Origin of the sequence: Streptomyces pyxinae, from assembly GCF_024756275.1 — a bacterium.
GTDB lineage: Bacteria > Actinomycetota > Actinomycetes > Streptomycetales > Streptomycetaceae > Streptomyces > Streptomyces pyxinae.
Genome location: NZ_JANUGQ010000007.1, coordinates 94,394 through 115,722 on the forward strand (window position 1 = coordinate 94,394; position 21,329 = coordinate 115,722).

16 protein-coding genes are annotated in these 21,329 nt (G+C 71.7%); 12 read left to right on the forward strand and 4 right to left on the reverse strand.

The features are described 5' to 3' along the window. Window positions 1–31 precede the first annotated feature (31 nt). From metH to NX801_RS10715, 4 genes are all read left to right on the forward strand, one after another. Window positions 32–3,562 (forward strand): methionine synthase, encoded by a 3,531-nt coding sequence (gene metH / locus NX801_RS10700; RefSeq protein ID WP_258787112.1) that lies wholly within the window; start codon window positions 32–34, stop codon window positions 3,560–3,562. Between the two features lie 137 nt (window positions 3,563–3,699). Then, window positions 3,700–4,401, forward strand: coding sequence for an HAD family hydrolase (locus NX801_RS10705; protein WP_258787114.1), 702 nt, complete (start codon window positions 3,700–3,702; stop codon window positions 4,399–4,401). A gap of 684 nt (window positions 4,402–5,085) precedes the next feature. After that, on the forward strand, window positions 5,086–6,720 hold the full coding sequence (locus NX801_RS10710) for an ABC transporter substrate-binding protein (protein ID WP_428986118.1): 1,635 nt from the start codon (window positions 5,086–5,088) through the stop codon (window positions 6,718–6,720). Between the two features lie 64 nt (window positions 6,721–6,784). Further along, complete coding sequence (locus NX801_RS10715; protein ID WP_258787115.1) at window positions 6,785–8,371, forward strand: ABC transporter substrate-binding protein; 1,587 nt, start codon at window positions 6,785–6,787, stop codon at window positions 8,369–8,371. A 313-nt stretch (window positions 8,372–8,684) separates the two neighbouring features. Here the strand turns inward: NX801_RS10715 and NX801_RS10720 are convergent, their stop codons facing one another. Next, a complete protein-coding gene (locus NX801_RS10720) occupies window positions 8,685–9,356 on the reverse strand; it encodes a response regulator (RefSeq protein WP_258787116.1) in 672 nt (223 codons plus the stop codon). Window positions 9,357–9,366: 10 nt separating this feature from the next. Beyond that, the gene (locus tag NX801_RS10725) at window positions 9,367–10,245 is read right to left on the reverse strand and encodes a RecB family exonuclease (protein WP_258787117.1); all 879 of its coding nucleotides are present in this window, start codon (window positions 10,243–10,245) and stop codon (window positions 9,367–9,369) included. A 108-nt stretch (window positions 10,246–10,353) separates the two neighbouring features. On the opposite strand from NX801_RS10725, the gene NX801_RS10730 reads away from it, so the two are divergent. The 3 genes from NX801_RS10730 (at window position 10,354) to NX801_RS10740 (ending at window position 13,314) form a co-directional block, all read left to right on the forward strand. Then, on the forward strand, window positions 10,354–11,601 hold the full coding sequence (locus NX801_RS10730; RefSeq protein ID WP_258787119.1) for a site-2 protease family protein: 1,248 nt from the start codon (window positions 10,354–10,356) through the stop codon (window positions 11,599–11,601). Window positions 11,602–11,619: 18 nt separating this feature from the next. Then, the gene (locus NX801_RS10735; RefSeq protein ID WP_258787120.1) at window positions 11,620–12,507 is read left to right on the forward strand and encodes a tRNA (adenine-N1)-methyltransferase; all 888 of its coding nucleotides are present in this window, start codon (window positions 11,620–11,622) and stop codon (window positions 12,505–12,507) included. A gap of 201 nt (window positions 12,508–12,708) precedes the next feature. Continuing rightward, the gene (locus NX801_RS10740; protein ID WP_258787121.1) at window positions 12,709–13,314 is read left to right on the forward strand and encodes a hypothetical protein; all 606 of its coding nucleotides are present in this window, start codon (window positions 12,709–12,711) and stop codon (window positions 13,312–13,314) included. 112 nt (window positions 13,315–13,426) lie between these two features. Here the strand turns inward: NX801_RS10740 and NX801_RS10745 are convergent, their stop codons facing one another. Next, window positions 13,427–13,738 (reverse strand): ferredoxin, encoded by a 312-nt coding sequence (locus NX801_RS10745; protein ID WP_258787122.1) that lies wholly within the window; start codon window positions 13,736–13,738, stop codon window positions 13,427–13,429. Window positions 13,739–13,994: 256 nt separating this feature from the next. Between NX801_RS10745 and arc the strand changes: the two genes are divergently transcribed. The 5 genes from arc (at window position 13,995) to prcA (ending at window position 20,036) form a co-directional block, all read left to right on the forward strand. Further along, entirely contained in the window at window positions 13,995–15,761 is a 1,767-nt protein-coding gene (gene arc, locus NX801_RS10750) for a proteasome ATPase (RefSeq protein ID WP_258787123.1), read from the forward strand. Between the two features lie 308 nt (window positions 15,762–16,069). After that, the gene (gene dop / locus NX801_RS10755; RefSeq protein WP_258787124.1) at window positions 16,070–17,581 is read left to right on the forward strand and encodes a depupylase/deamidase Dop; all 1,512 of its coding nucleotides are present in this window, start codon (window positions 16,070–16,072) and stop codon (window positions 17,579–17,581) included. Window positions 17,582–17,990: 409 nt separating this feature from the next. Beyond that, window positions 17,991–18,209, forward strand: a complete 219-nt coding sequence (locus tag NX801_RS10760) for a ubiquitin-like protein Pup (RefSeq protein ID WP_030782898.1) — start codon at window positions 17,991–17,993, stop codon at window positions 18,207–18,209. 143 nt (window positions 18,210–18,352) lie between these two features. After that, window positions 18,353–19,201, forward strand: coding sequence for a proteasome subunit beta (prcB, locus tag NX801_RS10765; RefSeq protein WP_258787125.1), 849 nt, complete (start codon window positions 18,353–18,355; stop codon window positions 19,199–19,201). Between the two features lie 73 nt (window positions 19,202–19,274). Next, window positions 19,275–20,036 (forward strand): proteasome subunit alpha, encoded by a 762-nt coding sequence (gene prcA / locus NX801_RS10770; RefSeq protein ID WP_258787127.1) that lies wholly within the window; start codon window positions 19,275–19,277, stop codon window positions 20,034–20,036. A 126-nt stretch (window positions 20,037–20,162) separates the two neighbouring features. On the opposite strand, the gene NX801_RS10775 is transcribed toward prcA, so the two are convergent. Beyond that, window positions 20,163–21,224: a LacI family DNA-binding transcriptional regulator gene (locus NX801_RS10775; protein WP_258787128.1), complete on the reverse strand. Its 1,062-nt coding sequence runs from the start codon at window positions 21,222–21,224 to the stop codon at window positions 20,163–20,165. Window positions 21,225–21,329: the final 105 nt, after the last annotated feature.

Sequence of the window (21,329 nt, forward strand, 5' to 3'; positions counted from 1 at the left end):
CGACAGCCGTCGCATCCCTGGGAGCCCGTCCATGGCCTCGTCGCCGATCCCCTCGTCCGACAGCACCTTCTCCGCCGGTGCCGCCGCCCGCGCCGCCGCCCTCCGGGAGGCACTCGCCACCCGTGTCGTGGTGGCCGACGGGGCGATGGGCACGATGCTCCAGGCACAGGACCCCTCGATGGAGGACTTCCAGCAGCTGGAGGGGTGCAACGAGATCCTCAACGTCACCCGGCCCGACATCGTGCGCTCGGTGCACGAGGAGTATTTCGCGGTCGGCGTCGACTGTGTGGAGACCAACACCTTCGGCGCCAACTTCGCGGCCCTCGCCGAGTACGACATCGCCGAGCGGGTCCACGAGCTCTCCGAGGCCGGTGCCCGGATCGCCCGGGAGACCGCCGACTCCTTCACCGCCGGGGACGGCCGCCCGCGCTGGGTCCTCGGCTCGATGGGCCCCGGCACCAAGCTGCCCACCCTGGGCCACGCCCCGTACACCACCCTGCGCGACGCCTACCAGGCCAACGCCGAGGGGCTGGTGGCCGGCGGCGCCGACGCCCTGCTGGTGGAGACCACCCAGGACCTGCTCCAGACCAAGGCCGCGGTGCTGGGCGCCCGGCGCGGTCTGGAGGCCGTCGGCGCCGACGTACCGCTGATCGTCTCGGTCACCGTGGAGACCACCGGCACCATGCTCCTCGGCTCGGAGATCGGCGCCGCCCTGACGGCCCTGGAGCCGCTGGGCATCGACATGATCGGCCTCAACTGCGCCACCGGCCCCGCCGAGATGAGCGAGCACCTGCGCTACCTCGCCCGGCACTCCCGGATCCCGCTCTCCTGCATGCCCAACGCCGGCCTGCCGGTGCTGGGCAAGGACGGCGCCCACTACCCGCTGACCGCCCCCGAACTGGCCGACGCCCAGGAGGGCTTCGTCCGGGAGTACGGGCTGTCGCTGGTGGGCGGCTGCTGCGGTACGACCCCGGAGCACCTGCGCCAGGTGGTGGAGCGGGTCCGGGACCTCACCCCGGCCGAGCGCCGGCCGCGCCCGGAGCCCGGGGCCGCCTCGCTGTACCAGACGGTGCCGTTCCGGCAGGACACCTCGTACCTGGCGATCGGGGAACGTACCAACGCCAACGGCTCCAAGAAGTTCCGCGAGGCCATGCTGGAGGCCCGCTGGGACGACTGCGTGGAGATGGCCCGCGACCAGATCCGCGAGGGCGCGCACCTGCTCGACCTCTGCGTCGACTACGTGGGCCGGGACGGCGTCGCGGACATGGCCGAGCTCGCCGGCCGGTTCGCCACCGCCTCCACCCTGCCCATCGTGCTCGACTCCACCGAGGTCGAGGTGATCCGGGCCGGTCTGGAGAAGCTCGGCGGACGCGCGGTGATCAACTCGGTGAACTACGAGGACGGCGACGGCCCGGACTCCCGGTTCGCCCGGGTCACCCGGCTGGCGCGGGAGCACGGCGCCGCGCTGATCGCCCTCACCATCGACGAGGAGGGCCAGGCCCGGACCCCCGAGCACAAGGTCGCCATCGCGCAGCGGCTCATCGCCGACCTCACCGGCAACTGGGGCATCCATGAGTCCGACATCCTCATCGACACCCTCACCTTCACCATCTGCACCGGCCAGGAGGAGTCCCGCAAGGACGGCATCGCCACCATCGAGGCCATCCGGGAGCTCAAGCGCCGCCACCCCGACGTACAGACCACGCTGGGCCTCTCCAACATCTCCTTCGGCCTCAACCCGGCCGCCCGGATCCTGCTGAACTCGGTCTTCCTGGACGAGTGCGTCAAGGCCGGCCTGGACTCCGCGATCGTGCACGCCTCCAAGATCCTGCCGATCGCCCGCTTCGACGAGGAGCAGGTCACCACGGCGCTGGACCTGATCTACGACCGGCGCTCCGAGGGGTACGACCCGCTCCAGAAGCTGATGGCGCTCTTCGAGGGCGCCACCGCCAAGTCGCTGAAGGCGGGCAAGGCCGAGGAGCTGGCCGCGCTGCCGCTGGACGAGCGGCTCCAGCGGCGGATCATCGACGGTGAGCGCAACGGGCTGGAGGCCGACCTCGACGCGGCCCTGGCCGACCGCCCGGCGCTGGACATCGTCAACCAGACCCTGCTGGAGGGCATGAAGGTCGTCGGTGAGCTGTTCGGCTCCGGTCAGATGCAGCTGCCCTTCGTCCTCCAGTCCGCCGAGGTGATGAAGGCGGCGGTGGCCCATCTGGAGCCGCACATGGAGAAGTCCGACGCGGAGGGCAAGGGCACCATCGTGCTCGCCACCGTGCGCGGCGACGTCCATGACATCGGCAAGAACCTGGTCGACATCATCCTGTCCAACAATGGCTACAACGTGGTCAACCTCGGCATCAAGCAGCCGGTCTCCGCGATCGTGGAGGCGGCCGAGGAGCACCGGGCGGACGTGATCGGGATGTCCGGCCTGCTGGTGAAGTCCACGGTGATCATGAAGGAGAACCTGGAGGAGCTGAACCAGCGCAAGCTGGCCGCCGACTACCCGGTCATCCTCGGCGGCGCCGCCCTCACCCGCGCCTATGTCGAACAGGACCTGCACGAGATCTACGAGGGCGAGGTCCGCTACGCCCGCGACGCCTTCGAGGGGCTCCGGCTGATGGACGCCCTGATCGCCGTCAAGCGCGGGGTGCCCGGCGCCGCGCTGCCCGAGCTCAGGCAGCGCCGGGTCCGGCCGGCCGGCACGGTGGTGGCCGAGGAGCGCCCCGCCGAGGAGGGCGTCCGCTCCGACGTGGCCACCGACAACCGCGTGCCCGAGCCGCCGTTCTGGGGCACCCGGGTGAGCAAGGGCATCCCGCTCAAGGACTACGCCTCCTGGCTCGACGAGGGCGCGCTCTTCAAGGGCCAGTGGGGACTGAAGCAGAACCGCGCCGGCGACGGCCCCGGCTACGAGGAACTGGTCGAGACCGAGGGCCGGCCCCGGCTGCGCGGCTGGCTGGAGCAGCTGCACACCCAGGGGATGCTGGAGGCGGCCGTGGTGCACGGCTACTTCCCGTGCGTCTCCAAGGGCGACGACCTGGTCGTCCTGGACGACGACGGCAATGAGCGCACCCGCTTCACCTTCCCGCGCCAGCGCCGGGGGCGGCGGCTCTGCCTCGCCGACTTCTTCCGCCCGGAGGAGTCCGGCGAGACCGACGTGGTGGGGCTCCAGGTGGTCACCGTGGGCTCGAAGATCGGAGAGTTCACCGCCGAACTCTTCGCCTCCGACTCCTACCGGGACTACCTGGAGCTGCACGGCCTCTCCGTCCAGCTCGCGGAGGCGCTGGCCGAGTACTGGCACGCCCGGGTCCGCGCCGAGCTGGGCTTCGGCGGCGAGGACCCGGCCGACGTCGAGGACATGTTCGCCCTGAAGTACCGGGGCGCCCGCTTCTCGCTGGGCTACGGCGCCTGCCCCAATCTGGAGGACCGGGCGAAGATCGCGGAGCTGCTGCGGCCCGAGCGGATCGGTGTGGAGCTCTCCGAGGAGTTCCAGCTGCACCCGGAGCAGTCCACCGACGCGATCGTCATCCATCACCCCGAGGCGAAATACTTCAACGCGCGCTGACGAGCCGCGACGTACACTGGTCGGTCCAGCGCGGGCCGGTCACCCGCCCTGGGGGCACGCCCGCCGGGACCCGCTCCCGGCGGCCGCGCCCCGCCGGGGCGGTGACCGGCCCTCTCGTCCCTTCCGGAGGTGTGCCGATGACCCGTACGGTCCCCGCGTCCCTGACCCGTACGACCGAGGGGTCGGCCCTGCAGGCCGTCTTCCTGGACATGGACGGCACCCTGGTCGACACCGAGGGCTTCTGGTGGGACGCGGAGGTCGAGGTCTTCGCGGAGCTGGGCCACACCCTGGACGAGTCCTGGCGGGACGTGGTGGTCGGCGGGCCGATGACCCGCAGCGCCGGCTACCTCATCGAGGCGACCGGCGCCGATGTCGGGCTCGCCGAGCTGACCGTGCTGCTCAACGACCGGTTCGAGGAGCGCATCGGGTCCGGGGTGCCGCTGATGCCCGGGGCCGAGCGGCTGCTGACCGAGCTGGCCGCGCACCGGGTGCCGACCGCCCTGGTCTCCGCCTCGCACCGCCGGATCATCGACAAGGTGCTGGCCTCGCTGGGCCACGACCGCTTCAGCGTCACCGTCGCCGGTGACGAGGTGGAGCGCACCAAGCCGCACCCCGACCCGTACCTCCTGGCGGCCCGCTCGGTCGGCGCCGACCCGCTGCGCTGCGCGGTGATCGAGGACACCGCCACCGGAGTGGCCGCCGCCGAGGCGGCCGGCTGCCGGGTGGTCGCCGTGCCCTCGGTGGCCCCCATCCCGCCCGCCCCCGGCCGGACCGTGGTCCGCTCCCTGGACCAGGTCGACCTGGGCTTCCTCCGCACCCTGATCACCGGCCTGAACTGACCGCCCGCCCCCGGGCCCTTCTCCGGTCCGGCGGTACGGCCACGGCGCCCGCGCTTCCGGCCACCCGTCCCGGGGCCGGTGCCACGCTCCCGGCCACTCGTGCCGCCCTCGCCGCCCGGGCCCTCCGGTCCGGTGACACGGCCCCGCCGCCGGCCCGGGCCCGCCGCCCGGACTGCCCGGCCTCGCCCGCACGTCCCTGCACTTCCCCGGGGCCGCTGCCCCGGTCCGGTCCGGCCCGGGTCCGCCATCGCGGAGCCTCCGCTGGCCGGCCTTCCGCTGGGGCCGTCCGGTTCCCTCCGGGGCCCGGCGAACCGGCGTGACCTTGCTCACGCAGCGTGGTGTCCGCCCGGGACCCCGCACCGCCCTCCTGTCCGGATCGCGGGGCTTCGGCCGTGCCCATGTGTCCCGATTGGTGGAGCGGTGTACGAAACATGCGGCCCGGCGGTGATCCACCGACGGATACAAACGATCACTTTCTGATGATCGGTCAATCAGAGGGCTGTCCGGCCCGGATGGCCCGGCCCACTAATCTCTGGGGAGGACTTCGCCGCACAACCGCGCGGGCCCGCCCGCCACCCCGCGGCCGGGACCGCGAGGGACCGATCGCTCTGCATACCGGCCCGATCGCCCCGCCCCGACCGGGCGGCCCCGGCGGAGTCGTGAACACCGCTGTACCCAGGCCGGATGAGGAAAGAGAACGTCCTGATGAACCGCCGCAAGACCCTGGTGCTGCCGGCTGTGACAGCCTTGCTGGCCCCCGTGCTCGTCGCGTGCGGCACCTCCCAAGGCGGCTCGGGCGGCGGCGGGGGAGGCGACGGCATCGTCGTCGGCACCACCGACCAGTTCACCGCCGACCAGGACGCGCCCGCCCCCTTCGACCCGGCCTACGCCTACGACAGCGGCACCTGGAACGTCCTCCGCCAGACCCTGCAGACCCTCACCCGGGTCCCGCGCGGCGGCGGCCAGCCGGTGCCCGAGGCCGCCTCCCAGTGCGGCTTCACCGACCGCGCCAGCGAGAGCTACCACTGCACCCTGCGCGAGGGGCTCACCTTCTCCGACGGCAAGCCGCTGACCGCCCGCGATGTGAAGTTCTCCATCGAGCGCTCGCTCACCATCAACTCGGACAACGGTGCCGCGAGCCTGCTGACGAACATCGACACCATCGAGGTGAAGAACGACAGCGAGATCGTCTTCCACCTCAAGGCGCCCGACGCCACCTTCCCGTACAAGCTGGCCACCCCGGTCGCCGGCATCGTGAGCAGCGAGAAGTACGAGCCCAAGAAGCTCCGGGACGGCTTCGAGGTGGACGGCTCCGGCCCGTACACCCTGCGCGCCGAGACCCAGGACGACCGGGTCACCCGGGTGGTCTTCACCCGCAACGAGCACTACAAGGGTGACATCAAGCTCAAGAACGACAAGGTCGAGCTGCGCTCCTTCGGCGACGCCGACGCCATGGGCCAGGCGCTGGAGGCGGGTGACATCTCCATGATGACCCGCACCATGTCGCCGGAGCAGATCAAGGACCTCAACGACCACCCCAGGAAGGACATCGAGCTGCGCGAGGTCCCCGCCCTGGAGATCCGCTACCTCGGCTTCAACACCCAGGACCCGTCCGTCAAGGACAAGGCGGTCCGCCAGGCGATGGCCGCGGTGATCGACCGCGAGAAGATCACCCACACGGTGTACGGCGCCACCACCGAGCCGCTCTACTCCCTCATCCCGGCCACCGTCGCCGGCCACACCAACGCCTTCTTCAACACCTACGGCGAGCCCAACACGTCCGCGGCGGCGTCCCTGTTGCGCGGCGCCGGCATCAAGACCCCGGTGAAGCTGACCCTCAACTACACCACCGACCACTACGGCTCGGGTACCGCCAAGGAGTTCGCGGCGCTGCGCGACCAGCTCAACGCCAGCAAGCTCTTCGACGTCAGCGTCAAGGGCACCGGCTGGAACGCCTTCCGCTCCGCCCAGAAGCACGGCGAGTACGCCGTCTACGGCCTCGGCTGGGTCCCGGACTTCCCGGACCCGGACAACTTCGTCGCGCCGTTCCTCGACAAGGGGAACTTCCTCAACACCCCCTACGTCAACACCACCGCGCGCACCGGGCTCATCCCGGCGTCGCGCCGCGCGGCCGACCGCACCGCCGCCTCCGGAGCCTTCGAGAAGCTCCAGAAGATCGTCGCGGACGACGTCCCGGTGCTCCCGCTGTGGCAGGGCAAGCAGTACATCGCCCACCGCACCGAGCTCAACGGCACCGAGTGGGCCCTCAACTCGTCCTCGGACCTCCAGCTCTGGGAGCTCGGCCGAGGCAACGCCTGACCCCTGTAGTACCCGGCCGGGCACTCCGGCCCGGCCGGCCAGAAATTCCAGAGGCAAGGTTCCTGTGAAGGCACACAACAAGTGGCTGACGGCCCCGCTCGCCGCGGGTGTGGCGGCCGCCCTGCTGAGTGGCTGCGGTTCGGAGAGCGGCGGCGCCGACGGCGACGCCGCGTCGGTGAGCGTCGGGATGGCCGACGACGTGGTGGCCACCGATCCGGCGGCCGGTTACGACCCCGGTTCGTGGCTGTTGTTCAACAACGTCTTCCAGTCCTTGCTCAGCTTCCCCAAGGGCGCGGTCACGCCCGAGCCCGACGCGGCGGAGAAGTGCGAGTTCGACAGGGGCGGCAGCACTGTCTACCGCTGCAGCCTGCGCGACGGCCTGAAGTTCAGCAATGGCAACGCCCTCACCTCCGAGGACGTCAAGTTCTCCTTCGAGCGCACCCGGGGCATCAACGACCCGGCCGGCCCGGCCCAGCTGCTGAGCACCATCGACTCGATCGACACCCCGGACGAGCGGACCGTCGTCTTCAAGCTGAAGGTGCCCGACGCCACCTTCCCGAGCAAGATCGCCTCGGGTGCCGGCTCCATAGTCGACCACCGCGAGTACAAGTCCGGTGAGCTGCGCACGGACGGCAAGGCCGTCGGCTCCGGCCCGTACAAGCTCGACTCCTTCAGCAAGAAGGAGGCGGTCTTCTCGCCCAACCCGGGCTACCAGGGCACCGCCAAGGTCAAGAACGGCGGCATCACCCTCAAGCTCTACGGCGGCGACCGCAAGGCGCTGGCCGCCTCGCTGAAGAAGGGCGAGGTCGACGTCGCCTACCGTGGCCTGGGCTCCGACGACATCGCCAGCCTGGACCAGTCCGCCGACGCCAGCGCCAAGGGCATCGAGGTGGTCCAGGGAACCAGCGCCGAGGTGCAGCACCTGGTCTTCAACATGAAGGACCCGCTCGCCGGCAAGCTCGGGGTGCGCAAGGCGATCGCCTACCTCGTCGACCGCGGCGCCCTGGTCAAGGACGTCTACCAGTCCACGACCACCCCGCTGTACTCGATCGTCCCGGCGGGCATCACCGGCCACAACACCGCCTTCTTCGACGCCTACGGGGACTCCCCGCAGCCCGACAAGGCCAAGCAGGCCCTGCGTGCCGACGGCATCAACGGCAAGGTGAAGCTGACCCTCTGGTCCACCCACAGCCGCTACGGCCCCTCGACCGACGAGGCGCTGGAGACCATCGCCAAGCAGCTGAACTCCAGCGGCCTGTTCGAGGCGACGACCAAGTCCGTCACCTTCGAGCAGTACGAGAAGGACATCAAGGCGGGCAAGTACGGCGTGTACGTACGGGGCTGGGTGCCCGACTACCCGGACCCGGACAACTTCACGCAGCCCTTCTTCGGCGAGGGCAATGTGCTCGGCAACAACTACAAGAACCCCAAGATCACCGGGACCATCATCCCGACCACGTCGGCCGCCGCCGACCGCACCGCCACCCAGGACGACTTCGCGGAGCTCCAGAACCTGGTGGCCAAGGACATCCCGCTGCTCCCGCTCTGGCAGGGCAAGCAGTACGCGGTCGCGAACGACAAGGTCACCGGCCTGGAGTGGACGCTCGACGCCTCCACCGTCTTCCGGTTCTGGGAGATCAAGAAGGGCTGACCCGCCGCGCCCGCCCCTCAGGGACGGCGCGGTGGCCCAGCGGCACCGACGGGGTGCCCGCCGCACAGCGGCCGGGCACCCCGTTCCCGTATCCACCGGCCGGCTCCCGACGCCACCGCACCGCCGCCGCACCGGCCCCGGTGACCGGGCGCGGAGGGCGTACGGAAGACGGTGCGGGAAAGCCGGAGGTGCCGGAGCCGCCGGAAAGCCGGCCTCCTCGCCCCGGCCTCACCGGGCTCCCGGGCCGCGAAGGGTGCCACCGGGCCCGGAAGGGAGCGGCCCGCACCGGGACCGGAACGGCCCCCGCCGGGGCTCACTGGGCGCCGGGGCGCACCAGGCCGCTCTCGTACGCGTACACCGCGGCCTGCACCCGGTCGCGCAGGCCCAGCTTGGTCAGCACATGACCCACATGGGTCTTGACCGTCGTCTCGGAGACGAACAGATCGGCGGCGATCTCCGCGTTGGACAGCCCCCGCGCCACCAGCTTCAGCACCTCGACCTCACGCTCCGTCAGAGTGCCCAGCGCGTCCGGCACCGGCTCCTCGCCGGACGGCAGATGGCCGGCGTACTTGTCCAGCAGCCGCCGGGTGATGCTCGGGGCCAGCATCGCCTCGCCCGCCGCCACCACCCGGATCGCCTGCACCAGCTCCTGCGCCGGCGCGTCCTTCAGCAGAAAGCCGCTGGCCCCCGCGCGCAGCGCCTCCACCACGTACTCGTCCAGGTCGAAGGTGGTCAGCACCAGCACCTTGGCCGGGCCGTCCCGGCCGGGCCCGGTGATCTGCCGGGTCGCCTCGACGCCGTCCATCCGGGGCATCCGGATGTCCATCAGCACCACATCGGGCTGGAGCGCCCGCACCTGGTCGAGCGCCTGGAGACCGTCTCCGGCCTCCCCGACCACCGCGATGTCCTGCTCCGCCTCCAGGATCATCCGGAAGCCGGTGCGCAGCAGCGGCTGGTCGTCGACCAGTAGGACGCGGATGGCCACGGTTACTCCTTCACTCGGCTGACCGGGCCATTCTGCCCTGCGCGTCGTGGCTTCCCTGCGCCGGGACGAGCGGCAGGGGATACACCGGGGGAGTCCCCCCGAATTCCGGGCAGAACGCCTGGTGGTCGCACCAGCCGCAGAGCTTGGTCGGCCGGGGCCGCCAGTCACCCGTCTCGGTGGCCCGCCGGATCGCGTCCCAGAGCGCGAGCAGCCGCCGCTCCACCCGCTGGAGGTCGGCCTCCACCGGGTCGTACGTCAGTACCTCGCCGCTGCCGAGATACACCAGCTGGAGCCGGCGCGGCAGCACCCCCTTCAGCCGCCGCACCACCAGCGCGTAGAAGGTCATCTGGAAGAGCGCGCCGTCCCGGTACTCGGGGCGCGGCGCCTTGCCGGTCTTGTAGTCGACGATCCGCACCTCGCCGGTCGGGGCCACGTCGATCCGGTCGATCACCCCGCGCAGCCGCAGCCCGGAGTCCAGCTCGGTCTCCACGAAGAGCTCCCGCTCGGCCGGCTCCAGCCGCGTCGGGTCCTCCAGCGTGAACCACCGCTCCACCAACGCCTCGGCCTCGCCCAGCCAGCGCGCCAGCCGCTCGCCCGGCCGGTCCGGGGCGTCCTCGCCGAACAGCTCGGCCAGCTCCGGACGCCCCTCGAGGAGCCGCTGCCACTGCCCGGGCACCAGCGACCTGGCCCGCTCGGCCGTGCGGTCCGCCGCCGGGGTGTCGAAGAGCCGCTCCAGCACCGCGTGCACCAGCGTGCCCCGGGTCGCCGCCTCGCTCGGCTTCTCGGGCAGCTTGTCGATCACCCGGAACCGGTACAGCAGCGGGCACTGCATGAAGTCGCTCGCCCGGGACGGCGAGAGCGAGGCGGGCGGTCGCGGGCTCTTGGTCATGGTTCAGAACCCTACGACCCGCCACCGACAGCGAGCGGCATACCATCGACGGCAGACCCCGCAGGCTTGCGTTTATCGTCATGTGACGCCCCCCACCGAAGGGACCCCGTGAACCAGGACGACGAGAGCGGCGACCGCACCCGCCCGCGCGCCGACCCGGCCGGAGCCGCCTCCGGCCGGGGGAGCGGGCGGCGGTCCGAGCGGCCCGGCGGCGGCCTCCTGATGGGCCGCCCGTTCGGGGTGCCCGTCTATGTCGCCCCGAGCTGGTTCCTCGTCGCCGCCCTCATCACCTGGGTCTTCGGCGGCCAGCTCGACCGGATCCTGCCCGAGCTGGGCGGGGCCCGCTATCTGGTCTCGCTCTTCTTCGCGGTCGCCTTCTACGCCTCCGTGCTCGTCCACGAGCTGGCCCACACCGTCGCCGCGCTCCGCTTCAAGCTGCCGGTGCGCCGCATCCAGCTCCAGTTCTTCGGCGGTGTCTCGGAGATCGAGAAGGAGTCCGAGACCCCGGGCCGGGAGTTCGTCCTCGCCTTCGTCGGGCCGCTGCTCTCGCTGGTCCTCGCCGGGATCTTCTACGCGGCGCTGTACGCGGTCGAGCCCGGCACCGTCCCGGCGGTCCTGCTCGCCGGTCTGATGATCTCCAATCTGATCGTCGCGGTCTTCAATCTGCTGCCCGGTCTCCCGCTGGACGGCGGCCGGATGCTCCGGGCCGTGGTGTGGAAACTCACCGGACGGCCGATGGCCGGCACCGTGGCCGCGGCCTGGGTCGGCCGGGCGCTCGCGGTCACCGTCCTGATCGGGCTGCCGCTGCTCACCCACACCGGCGCCCTGGGCGACGACTCGGTGGAGATCGGCGGGGTGGAGACCGTCACCGACGCGCTGCTGGCCGCCATCCTCGCCGCGATCATCTGGACCGGCGCCGGCAACAGCCTCCGGATGGCCCGGCTCCGCGAGCACCTCCCCGAGCTGCGCGCCCGCGCCCTCACCCGCCGGGCCGTCCCGGTGGAGTCCGTCACCCCGCTCTCCGAGGCGCTGCGCCGGGCCAACGACGCCGGGGCCCGCGCCCTGGTCGTGGTGGACGGCCAGGGCCGGCCGACCGGACTGGTCCGGGAGACCGCCATCGTGGGCGTCCCCCGGCACCGCCGCCCCTGGGTCGCGGTCGGCGGCCTCGCCCAGGACCTCACCGAGGGCATGCGGGTCCCGGCCGAGCTGGCCGGCGAGGACCTGCTCGACCGGCTCCGGGCCCACCCCGCCACCGAGTACCTGGTGGTCGAGGAGACCGGCGAGATCTACGGCGTACTCTCCACCGCCGATGTCGAGCGGGCCTTCGTGCAGGCCATGGCACGGCCCGGCTCCTGAAGCCCATACACTGGTCACATGTCCGAACCGACCGGTGCCGCCCGCCGTCGCGGGCCCTTCAAGGTCGGGGACCAGGTCCAGCTCACCGACCCCAAGGGACGCCACTACACGTTCACGCTCGAAGCCGGGAAGAACTTCCACACCCACAAGGGGTCCTTCCCGCACGACGAGCTGATCGGCGCCCCCGAGGGCAGTGTTGTCCGAACCACGGGAAACGTCGCCTACCTCGCGCTGCGCCCCCTGCTCCCCGACTACGTCCTGTCCATGCCCCGCGGCGCCGCCGTGGTCTACCCCAAGGACGCGGGGCAGATCCTGGCCTTCGCGGACATCTTCCCCGGCGCCCGCGTCGTGGAGGCGGGGGTGGGTTCCGGCTCGCTGAGCAGCTTCCTGCTGCGCGCCGTCGGGGACAGCGGCATGCTGCACTCCTACGAGCGCCGCGAGGACTTCGCCGAGATCGCCCGGGGCAATGTCGAGCGCTACTTCGGCGGTCCGCACCCGGCCTGGCAGCTCACCGTCGGTGACCTCCAGGACCACCTCTCGGACACCGACGTGGACCGGGTCATCCTGGACATGCTCGCCCCGTGGGACTGCCTGGAGGCCGTCTCCAAGGCGCTGGTCCCGGGCGGCATCCTCTGCTGCTACGTGGCCACCACCACCCAGCTCGCCCGGACCGTCGAGTCCATCCGGGAGATCGGCTGCTTCGCGGAGCCGGCCGCCTGGGAGTCGATGATCCGCAACTGGCACGTCGAGGGTCTCGCGGTCCGTCCCGACCACCGCATGATCGGCCACACCGGCTTCCTGCTCACCGCCCGCCGGCTGGCCGACGGCGTGGAGCCCCCGATGCGCCGCCGCCGGCCCGCCAAGGGTGCCTACGGCGAGGACTACGAGGGCCCCAACAAGGGCTGACGGCCCCGCCCGGGGCGTGTTCGCGCCCCCGTGCGACCCGTACGCAACAGGACACCGCCGCCGCCGAGTTCCCCGGTCCCACCCGGAACTCGGCGGCGGCGCCGTCGCGTTCGGCGCGGTCCGCCCCCGGCTGTTCCGCGCCCCTGTGAGCTGTGGCACGATGCTGAACACCGCACCGCACAGACCGCAGGAGGCCTCCGCGTGCCGCCCTCCGCCCTCCCGGACCTCGCGCACACCCGCGCCCGCCCGGTTCACTGGCTCGCCACCGCCGCCGTCATGGCCGGGGTCGTCGCGGGCGCGGCCCTGGTCCAGCCGGCCGCCGCCACCGCCACCCGGACCGCCCCGCCGGCCGCCGCGAAGGCCCCGGCGGCGACCGGGAACACCCCGGCGACCGGAGCGGTGGCCCCGGTCGCGCCGGACCCGGCCGCCGTGAGCTATCCGCTGCGGTGCGCCGGGGCGGGAAGCGTGGTGGCCCGGAAGACGACGGGCGACCTGGACGGCGACGGCGCCCCGGAGACGGTGGTCGCGGCACACTGCGACGCGGGCTCGGGCACACCGCCCAGCGGGGTCTACGTCCTCACCCGCGACCGGGGCGGCGCGCCCCGGCTGGTGGCCACCCTGGTCCGGCCCGAGGAGCGGTTGAGCACCGGGTCGCTGACGGTACGCGACGGAGCGGTCACCGCCACCCTGCTCGGCTACTCGTCGGCCGGGGTGCCGCGCTGCTGTCCGGACCGCGAGGAGCGAGCCGAATGGCGCTGGCGCGGCGGGAAGTTCATCCGGTCCTCGACCCCGGCCGCCGGCCTCTGAGGGGCCGGTCCCGGGGCGGGCGCGGGCCCGGGCGCGGCCGGCTGTGCGATCTCTCACACGGGCAGGCGCACGGGCGGGCCCCGGAAGGGCCCGGAGGTGAAGGGCCCGGCGGTCACTCGGCGTCGGGGCCGTAGACCTCGACCCGGTCCGTGACCCGGCGCACATGAATGCAGTCGCCCGGGCACTCCTTGGCCGAGTCCACCACGTCCTGGAGCAGCGGGAGCGGCACCCGGGTGGTGGCCCCCGGGTCCTGGAGGAGTTCGTCCTCCTCGCTCTTGACGTACGCCAGTCCGTCGATGTCGAGCTCGAAGACCTCGGGGGCGTACTGCGCGCAGATTCCGTCACCGGTGCACAGGTCCTGGTCGATCCAGACCTCCAGCGGCTCGTCGTCGCCGGTGGCCGGAGCCTCGTGCCGCACGGTCATATCCCCTGCCGTTTCGTGCCTCTGGTGGAGCGCTGAGAAGTAAGTCGGGCCAAGCCTGACGGGTGTTGACCAGTCCGACGATACAACCGACCGCTTTCAGATGTTGATGGGTGGGTATCCCCCTGGTGCAGAGGGGCGGAGCGCAAGGGTGAAGATCGGACACACCCCTGGAGTCTTTGTGATCTAGGGGTTTCAATCACCACCCACCCAGGTAGGGTCAGGAAGCGTCCAGCTCCCCTTGGAGGAGGTGAGGACCGTGGCAGCCCACGACGACGACATCAACCGCGGCATCCGGCCGGGGCGTGGGTCCGAGGACCCAGCCGGCCAGGTCGCCTATCTTGAGCAGGAAATCGCCGTCCTGCGACGCAAGCTCGCCGACTCTCCGCGGCACACGAGAATTCTCGAAGAGCGGATCGTCGAGCTGCAGACCAATCTGGCCGGTGTGTCCGCGCAGAACGAGCGGCTGGCCAACACGCTCCGTGAGGCCCGCGACCAGATCGTGGCCCTCAAGGAGGAGGTCGACCGGCTCGCCCAGCCCCCCGCGGGCTTCGGCGTTTTCCTCCAGGCCAACGAGGACGGGACCGTCGACATCTTCACCGGGGGCCGCAAGCTCCGGGTGAACGTCAGCCCCGGCATCGAGACCGGAGAGCTCCGGCGCGGCCAGGAGGTCATGCTCAACGAGGCGCTCAACGTGGTCGAGGCCATGCGGTTCGAGAGCGCCGGGGACATCGTCACCCTCAAGGAGGTCCTGGAGGACGGCGAGCGGGCCCTGGTGATCGGGCACACCGACGAGGAGCGGGTGGTGCGGCTCGCGGAGCCGCTGCTGGAGGCCACGATCCGGCCCGGCGACGCCCTGCTGCTCGAACCGCGCTCGGGGTACGTCTACGAGGTCATCCCGAAGAGCGAGGTCGAGGAGCTGGTCCTCGAAGAGGTCCCGGACGTCGACTACGACAAGATCGGCGGTCTGGGCAACCAGATCGAGCTGATCCGCGACGCGGTCGAGCTCCCGTACCTCTACCCCGACCTCTTCAAGGAGCACGAACTGCGGCCGCCGAAGGGCATCCTGCTCTACGGCCCGCCCGGCTGCGGCAAGACGCTGATCGCCAAGGCCGTCGCCAACTCCCTTGCCAAGAAGGTCGCGGAGGTGACCGGGCAGCCCGCCGGGAAGAGCTACTTCCTGAACATCAAGGGCCCCGAGCTCCTCAACAAGTACGTCGGTGAGACCGAGCGGCACATCCGGCTCGTCTTCCAGCGGGCCCGGGAGAAGGCGAGCGAGGGCACCCCCGTCATCGTCTTCTTCGACGAGATGGAGTCGCTCTTCCGCACCCGGGGTTCCGGCGTCAGCTCGGACGTGGAGAACACCATCGTCCCGCAGCTGCTGGCCGAGATCGACGGTGTGGAGGGCCTGGAGAACGTCATCGTCATCGGCGCCTCCAACCGCGAGGACATGATCGACCCGGCCATCCTCCGGCCCGGCCGGCTCGATGTGAAGATCAAGATCGAGCGTCCGGACGCCGAGGCGGCGAAGGACATCTTCGCCAAGTACCTGACCCCCTCGCTGCCGCTGCACGCGGACGACCTGGGCGAGCACAGCGGCTCCAAGCCGGCCGCGACACACGCCATGATCCAGTCGGTCGTGGAGCAGATGTACGCGGAGTCCGAGGAGAACCGTTTCCTGGAGGTCACGTACGCCAACGGTGACAAGGAAGTCCTCTACTTCAAGGACTTCAATTCCGGCGCCATGATCCAGAACATCGTGGACCGGGCCAAGAAGATGGCCATCAAGGCATTCCTCGACCACAACCAGAAGGGTCTGCGGGTCGCCCATCTCCTCCAGGCGTGCGTGGACGAGTTCAAGGAGAACGAGGACCTGCCGAACACCACGAATCCGGACGACTGGGCCCGTATTTCTGGAAAGAAGGGCGAGCGGATCGTCTACATCCGCACCCTGGTCACCGGAAAGCAGGGCGCGGACACCGGGCGTTCCATCGACACGGTGGCGAACACCGGACAGTACCTGTAGGACCCGGGTCCCCCAAGGGGGCCGGGGGACGCACACCGGCTGCGGACGTCCATGGGTTTCCCCGCCGAAAGGCGCGGGAAAGGGCTCCGCAGCCGGTGTCTTCCGTTTTACTCGGCGGTCTTCGGCCAGAATTGCGACGACACCGCAGCAATGACGTATTTGATCTCCCCACCAGCGCAGAGGCGTTCTAGGCTCTTCCGTACCGCCGGTCCGTGCGGTGCGGGGACCGGCGCCGCACGCGCACCGGAGCACCGGTGGTACTTGAGCGCCGTTCCAGGACGGGGACGCCGCCGGGCAAGGAGGGCCGCATGACTGTACGGCGAGTAATGGGCATCGAGACGGAGTACGGCATCTCCGTGCCCGGTCATCCGAACGCCAACGCCATGCTCACCTCGTCCCAGATCGTCAACGCCTACGCGGCGGCGATGCACCGGGCGCGCCGGGCCCGCTGGGACTTCGAGGAGGAGAATCCGCTGCGGGACGCCCGCGGCTTCGATCTCGCCCGTGAGGCCGCCGACTCCAGCCAGCTCACCGACGAGGACATCGGCCTGGCCAACGTCATCCTGACCAATGGCGCCCGGCTGTACGTGGACCACGCCCACCCCGAGTACAGCGCGCCCGAGGTCACCAATCCGCGTGACGCGGTGCTCTGGGACAAGGCGGGCGAGCGGATCATGGCGGAGGCGGCCGAGCGGGCCGCCGCGCTGCCCGGCGCCCAGCCGATCCACCTGTACAAGAACAACACCGACAACAAGGGCGCCTCCTACGGGACGCACGAGAACTACCTGATGAAGCGGGAGACCCCGTTCTCGGACATCGTGCGCCACCTCACCCCGTTCTTCGTCTCCCGCCAGGTGGTGACCGGGGCCGGCCGGGTCGGTCTCGGCCAGGACGGCCGGGAGCACGGCTTCCAGCTCAGCCAGCGCGCCGACTACTTCGAGGTCGAGGTCGGCCTTGAGACCACCCTGAAGCGGCCCATCATCAACACCCGGGACGAGCCGCACGCCGACGCGGAGAAGTACCGCCGGCTCCATGTGATCATCGGCGACGCCAATCTCTCGGAGATCTCCACCTATCTCAAGCTGGGCACCACCTCCCTGGTGCTCTCCATGATCGAGGACGGCTTCATCACCGTCGATCTCGCCGTGGACCAGCCGGTGCGCACCCTCCACCAGGTCTCGCACGATCCGACCCTGGGACATCTGGTCACGCTCCGCAGCGGCCGGACCCTCACCGCCGTCCAGCTTCAGATGGAGTACTACGAGCTGGCCGGCAAGTACGTCGAGGAGCGGTACGGCGCGGACGCCGACACCCAGACCCAGGACGTCCTGACCCGCTGGGAGGACGTGCTGAGCCGGCTGGAGAGCGACCCGATGAGCCTGGCGGGCGAGCTGGACTGGGTGGCCAAGCGGGAGCTGATGGAGGGCTACCGGCGCCGCGACGACCTGGACTGGGACGCCGCCCGGCTGCACCTGGTGGACCTCCAGTACGCCGATGTGCGCCCCGACAAGGGCCTGTACAACCGGCTGGCGGCCCGGGGCCGGATGAAGCGGCTGCTGGACGAGGCGGACGTGCGGCGGGCCGGGACCGAGCCGCCGGACGACACCCGGGCGTACTTCCGGGGCCGCTGCCTGGACCAGTACGCCGACGACGTGGCGGCGGCCTCCTGGGACTCGGTCATCTTCGACCTGCCCGGCCGGGACTCGCTCCAGCGCGTACCGACGCTGGAGCCGCTCCGGGGCACCCGGGAGCACGTCAAGGACCTCCTCGACCGCTGCCGCACGGCGGAGGAGCTGGTGCGGGTCCTCTCCGGCGGCTGACCCGGCCGGTACGGGCACCCCGGCCCGGCGGCGCGGGGCCGGGGTGCGGAGCCCGCTGCGCGCCGGGCCCGGTCGTGCCCGCGTCCCGTGGAGGCCCTGGTTCCGTCGCGCCCGGGCGCCCGGTGCCGGCCGGGCACAGGGCCGTGGGCGTCACCGCGGGCGCCGGGGTACGGGGGCAGGCCCGGGTACGGCCACGAGCGGTCGTACGGGCCCGGGAGACGCCGGGGAACCCCACGGGAATCGTGCCGGGTCCGGGCGCTTCGCCGGGCGCTCCACGGGAATCATGGGGACAGCCCCGGCGGCTTGCGGAGGGATCTTCCGGAAACGCGGGGGCCGATGTCGGACCGGCCTTGTAGGGTCTGATCTTGAGAGACCGAACCAAGCGGGCACACCGAGCGGGGTGAGGGATATGGCGACCAAGGACACCGGCGGCGGGCAGCAGAAGGCCACGCGTTCCACCGAGGAGACCGAGGAGCAGGCGCAGGACGCGCAGGCGTCCGAGGACCTCAAGGAGCGCCAGGAGAAGCTGTCCGACGACGTGGACTCCGTGCTGGACGAGATCGACGACGTCCTGGAGGAGAACGCCGAGGACTTCGTGCGGTCCTTCGTGCAAAAGGGCGGGCAGTAGCCCCGGGTCACTCCCGGTGGCGCCGGTGCGAGCCGGTGCCACCGGGGCGGATGACCTCCGACGGCACGGGTAGGGTCCGTGCACAGCACTGATCACCGGCCCGCCCCGGCGGCGGGCCGCCGCCTCATTCCGGAAGGAAACGCGTGGAAGCCAATCCTCGGAGCACCGGGCGTCTGCCGGCGGCCTTCCTGACGCCCGGCTCGTCCTCGTTCATGGACTTCCTGGCCGACCACTCGCCGGGGCTGCTGCCCGGCAGCCGGCCGCTGCCGCCGGTGCAGGGGGCCGTCGAGGCGCCCCACGGCACGACCATCGTCGCCGTCACCTTCGAGGGTGGCGTGGTGCTCGCCGGTGACCGGCGGGCCACCATGGGCAATGTCATCGCGCAGCGCGACATCGAGAAGGTCTTCCCGGCGGACGAGTACTCCGCCGTGGGCATCGCCGGCACCGCCGGCCTCGCCGTGGAGATGGTCAAGCTCTTCCAGCTGGAGCTGGAGCACTTCGAGAAGGTCGAGGGCACCCAGCTCTCCCTGGAGGGCAAGGCCAACCGGCTCTCCACCATGATCCGGGGCAACCTCGGCATGGCCATGCAGGGCCTCGCCGTGGTGCCGCTCTTCGCGGGGTACGACATCGACCGCGAGAAGGGCAGGATCTTCTCGTACGACGTGACCGGCGGCCGCTCCGAGGAGCAGCAGGGCTTCGCCGCCACCGGCTCGGGCTCGGTCTTCGCCCGGGGCGCCATGAAGAAGCTCTACCGGGACAACCTCGGCGAGCAGGAGGCGCTCACCCTGGTGGTGCAGGCGCTGTACGACGCGGCGGACGACGACTCGGCGACCGGCGGCCCGGACCTGGCCCGGCGGATCTACCCGATCGTCACCGTGATCACGGAGGACGGCTACCGGCGGCTCACCGACACCGAGTCCTCCGGGATCGCCCGCGCGATCGTGGAGCGCCGCCTCGAACAGCCCGACGGTCCCCGGGCCGAGCTGCTGTGATCCGCTCCTCCGAGGATTCACTGGACTCACTCCGGATTGACCGGAAGAACCGGAAGAAAGGGACGGACAGCCGGTGACGACCCCGTTCTATGTCTCACCCGCCCAGGCCATGCAGGACCGGGCGGAGTACGCCCGCAAGGGCATCGCCCGAGGCCGCAGTCTGGTGGTGCTCCAGTACGCCGACGGCATCGTGTTCGTCGGTGAGAACCCGTCCCGCGCGCTGCACAAGTTCAGCGAGGTCTACGACCGGATCGGCTTCGCCGCCGCCGGCAAGTACAACGAGTACGAGAACCTCAGGATCGGCGGCGTGCGCTACGCCGATCTGCGCGGCTACACCTACGACCGGGACGACGTGACCGCGCGCGGCCTGGCCAATGTCTACGCCCAGACCCTGGGCGGGATCTTCTCCAGCGCGGCCGAGAAGCCGTACGAGGTGGAGCTGGTCGTCGCCGAGGTCGGGGTGGTCCCGGACGGCGACCAGATCTACCGCCTGCCGCACGACGGCTCGATCGTGGACGAGCACGGCTCGGTCGCGGTCGGCGGCAACGCGGAGCAGATCAGCAGCTTCCTCGACCAGCGGCACCGGGACGGGATGACCCTCGCGGAGGCGCTCCACCTCGCCGTGCAGGCCCTCTCCCGGGACCCCAACGGCGCCGAGCGGGAGATCCCCGCCGAGCGGCTGGAGGTGGCCGTGCTGGACCGCACCCGCCCGCAGCAGCGCAAGTTCAAGCGGATCGTGGGCCGCCAGCTCGCCCGGCTCCTGGAGGCCCAGGGGGCGGCCACCACCCCGACCGACGCGCCCTCCGACGAGCAGCCGGAGAAGCCCCAGCAGTAGCCGGCCCGGCCGGGAGCCCCGCCGGGGCGTTCCGGCGGCCGGCCCCACCGCCCCGGACCGCCCCGCGCGGCCCGGGGCGGCGCCGTGTCCGGGGAGGCCGAGGGCCTGGGAGCCCGGCGGCGGGTGCTACGAGCCGGCCGGGGGCGGGCCCGAGGAGCCCCGGGGGAGCAGGGTGACGGGGAGGTCGCCGGTCGCCGGCGGGCGGTTCTCCAGGACGGCCAGCAGCGCCGTCATACCGCGCTCCCCGATCCGCTCGGCGGGCAGCCGGACCGTGGTCAGCTCGGGCTCCACGGCGGTGGCCAGCGCCAGGTCGTCGAAGCCGGTGACCGACACGTCCTCCGGCACCCGCAGCCCCAGCCGCCGCACCGCCTTGCAGGCACCGGCGGCCAGCAGGTCGTCGTCGCAGACCAGGGCGGTCGGCCGGGGCCCGGGCCCGGTCAGCGCGGCCCCGGCCGCCTTCCGGCCCGCCGCCACGTCCAGCGGGGCCGGCACCGTGCGGACCGTCACCCCCGGCTCCCGGGCGAGCCGGTCCCGCAGCGCCCGCGCGCGTATGTCGAAGGTCCAGGAGGGCACCGCCGACGCCAGATGGGCGAAGTGCCGGTGACCGAGGCCGAGCAGATGCTCCGTCACCTGGCGCATCCCGTCGGCGATGTCGAGATTGACCGAGGCGGCGGCGCCGGTGTCCGTCAGGTCGTCCGGGTCGCTGTCCAGCATCACCAGCGGCAGATCGGTGCCCCGGATGGCCCGCAGGGCGTCGGCCGCCATCGAGGAGGCGATCACCCCGTCCAGCGCCGAGCGGGCCGAGGCGAACGGGTCCCGGGCGGGCCCGATCCCGGCCGGGGACGGATAGAGCACCACGCCGAAGTCGTGCCGGGCGGCCACCTCGGCGGCGCCCGTGTAGACCCGGGCGAAGAACTCGCTGGTCAGCGCGGGCACCACCAGAAGTGCCGTCCTGGTGCGGCCGAGCCGGAGGTTGCGGGCGGCGAGATTGGGCCGGTAGCCGAGCCCCCGGGCGGCCTCCCGCACCAGGTCCGCGGTGCGCTCGGAGACCCGGCCGCGCCACTTCCCGCCCAGCACCAGCGAGACGGTGGCCTGCGACACCCCGGCCGCCCGCGCCACGTCCCGGCTGGTGGGCCGGGCCGGCGTGCCCCCGGCGGCGGGCCGGGGGTCCGGCTCCGGGTCGTTCACGGCTGCCTCCGCGCCGGCGGTCCGGCGGATCCTGGGCGCGGACTGGCCCCGCGCGCTGCCGACATGGTACGTATGACGCCGGTAGTTATACGTAAAACGTCGGGT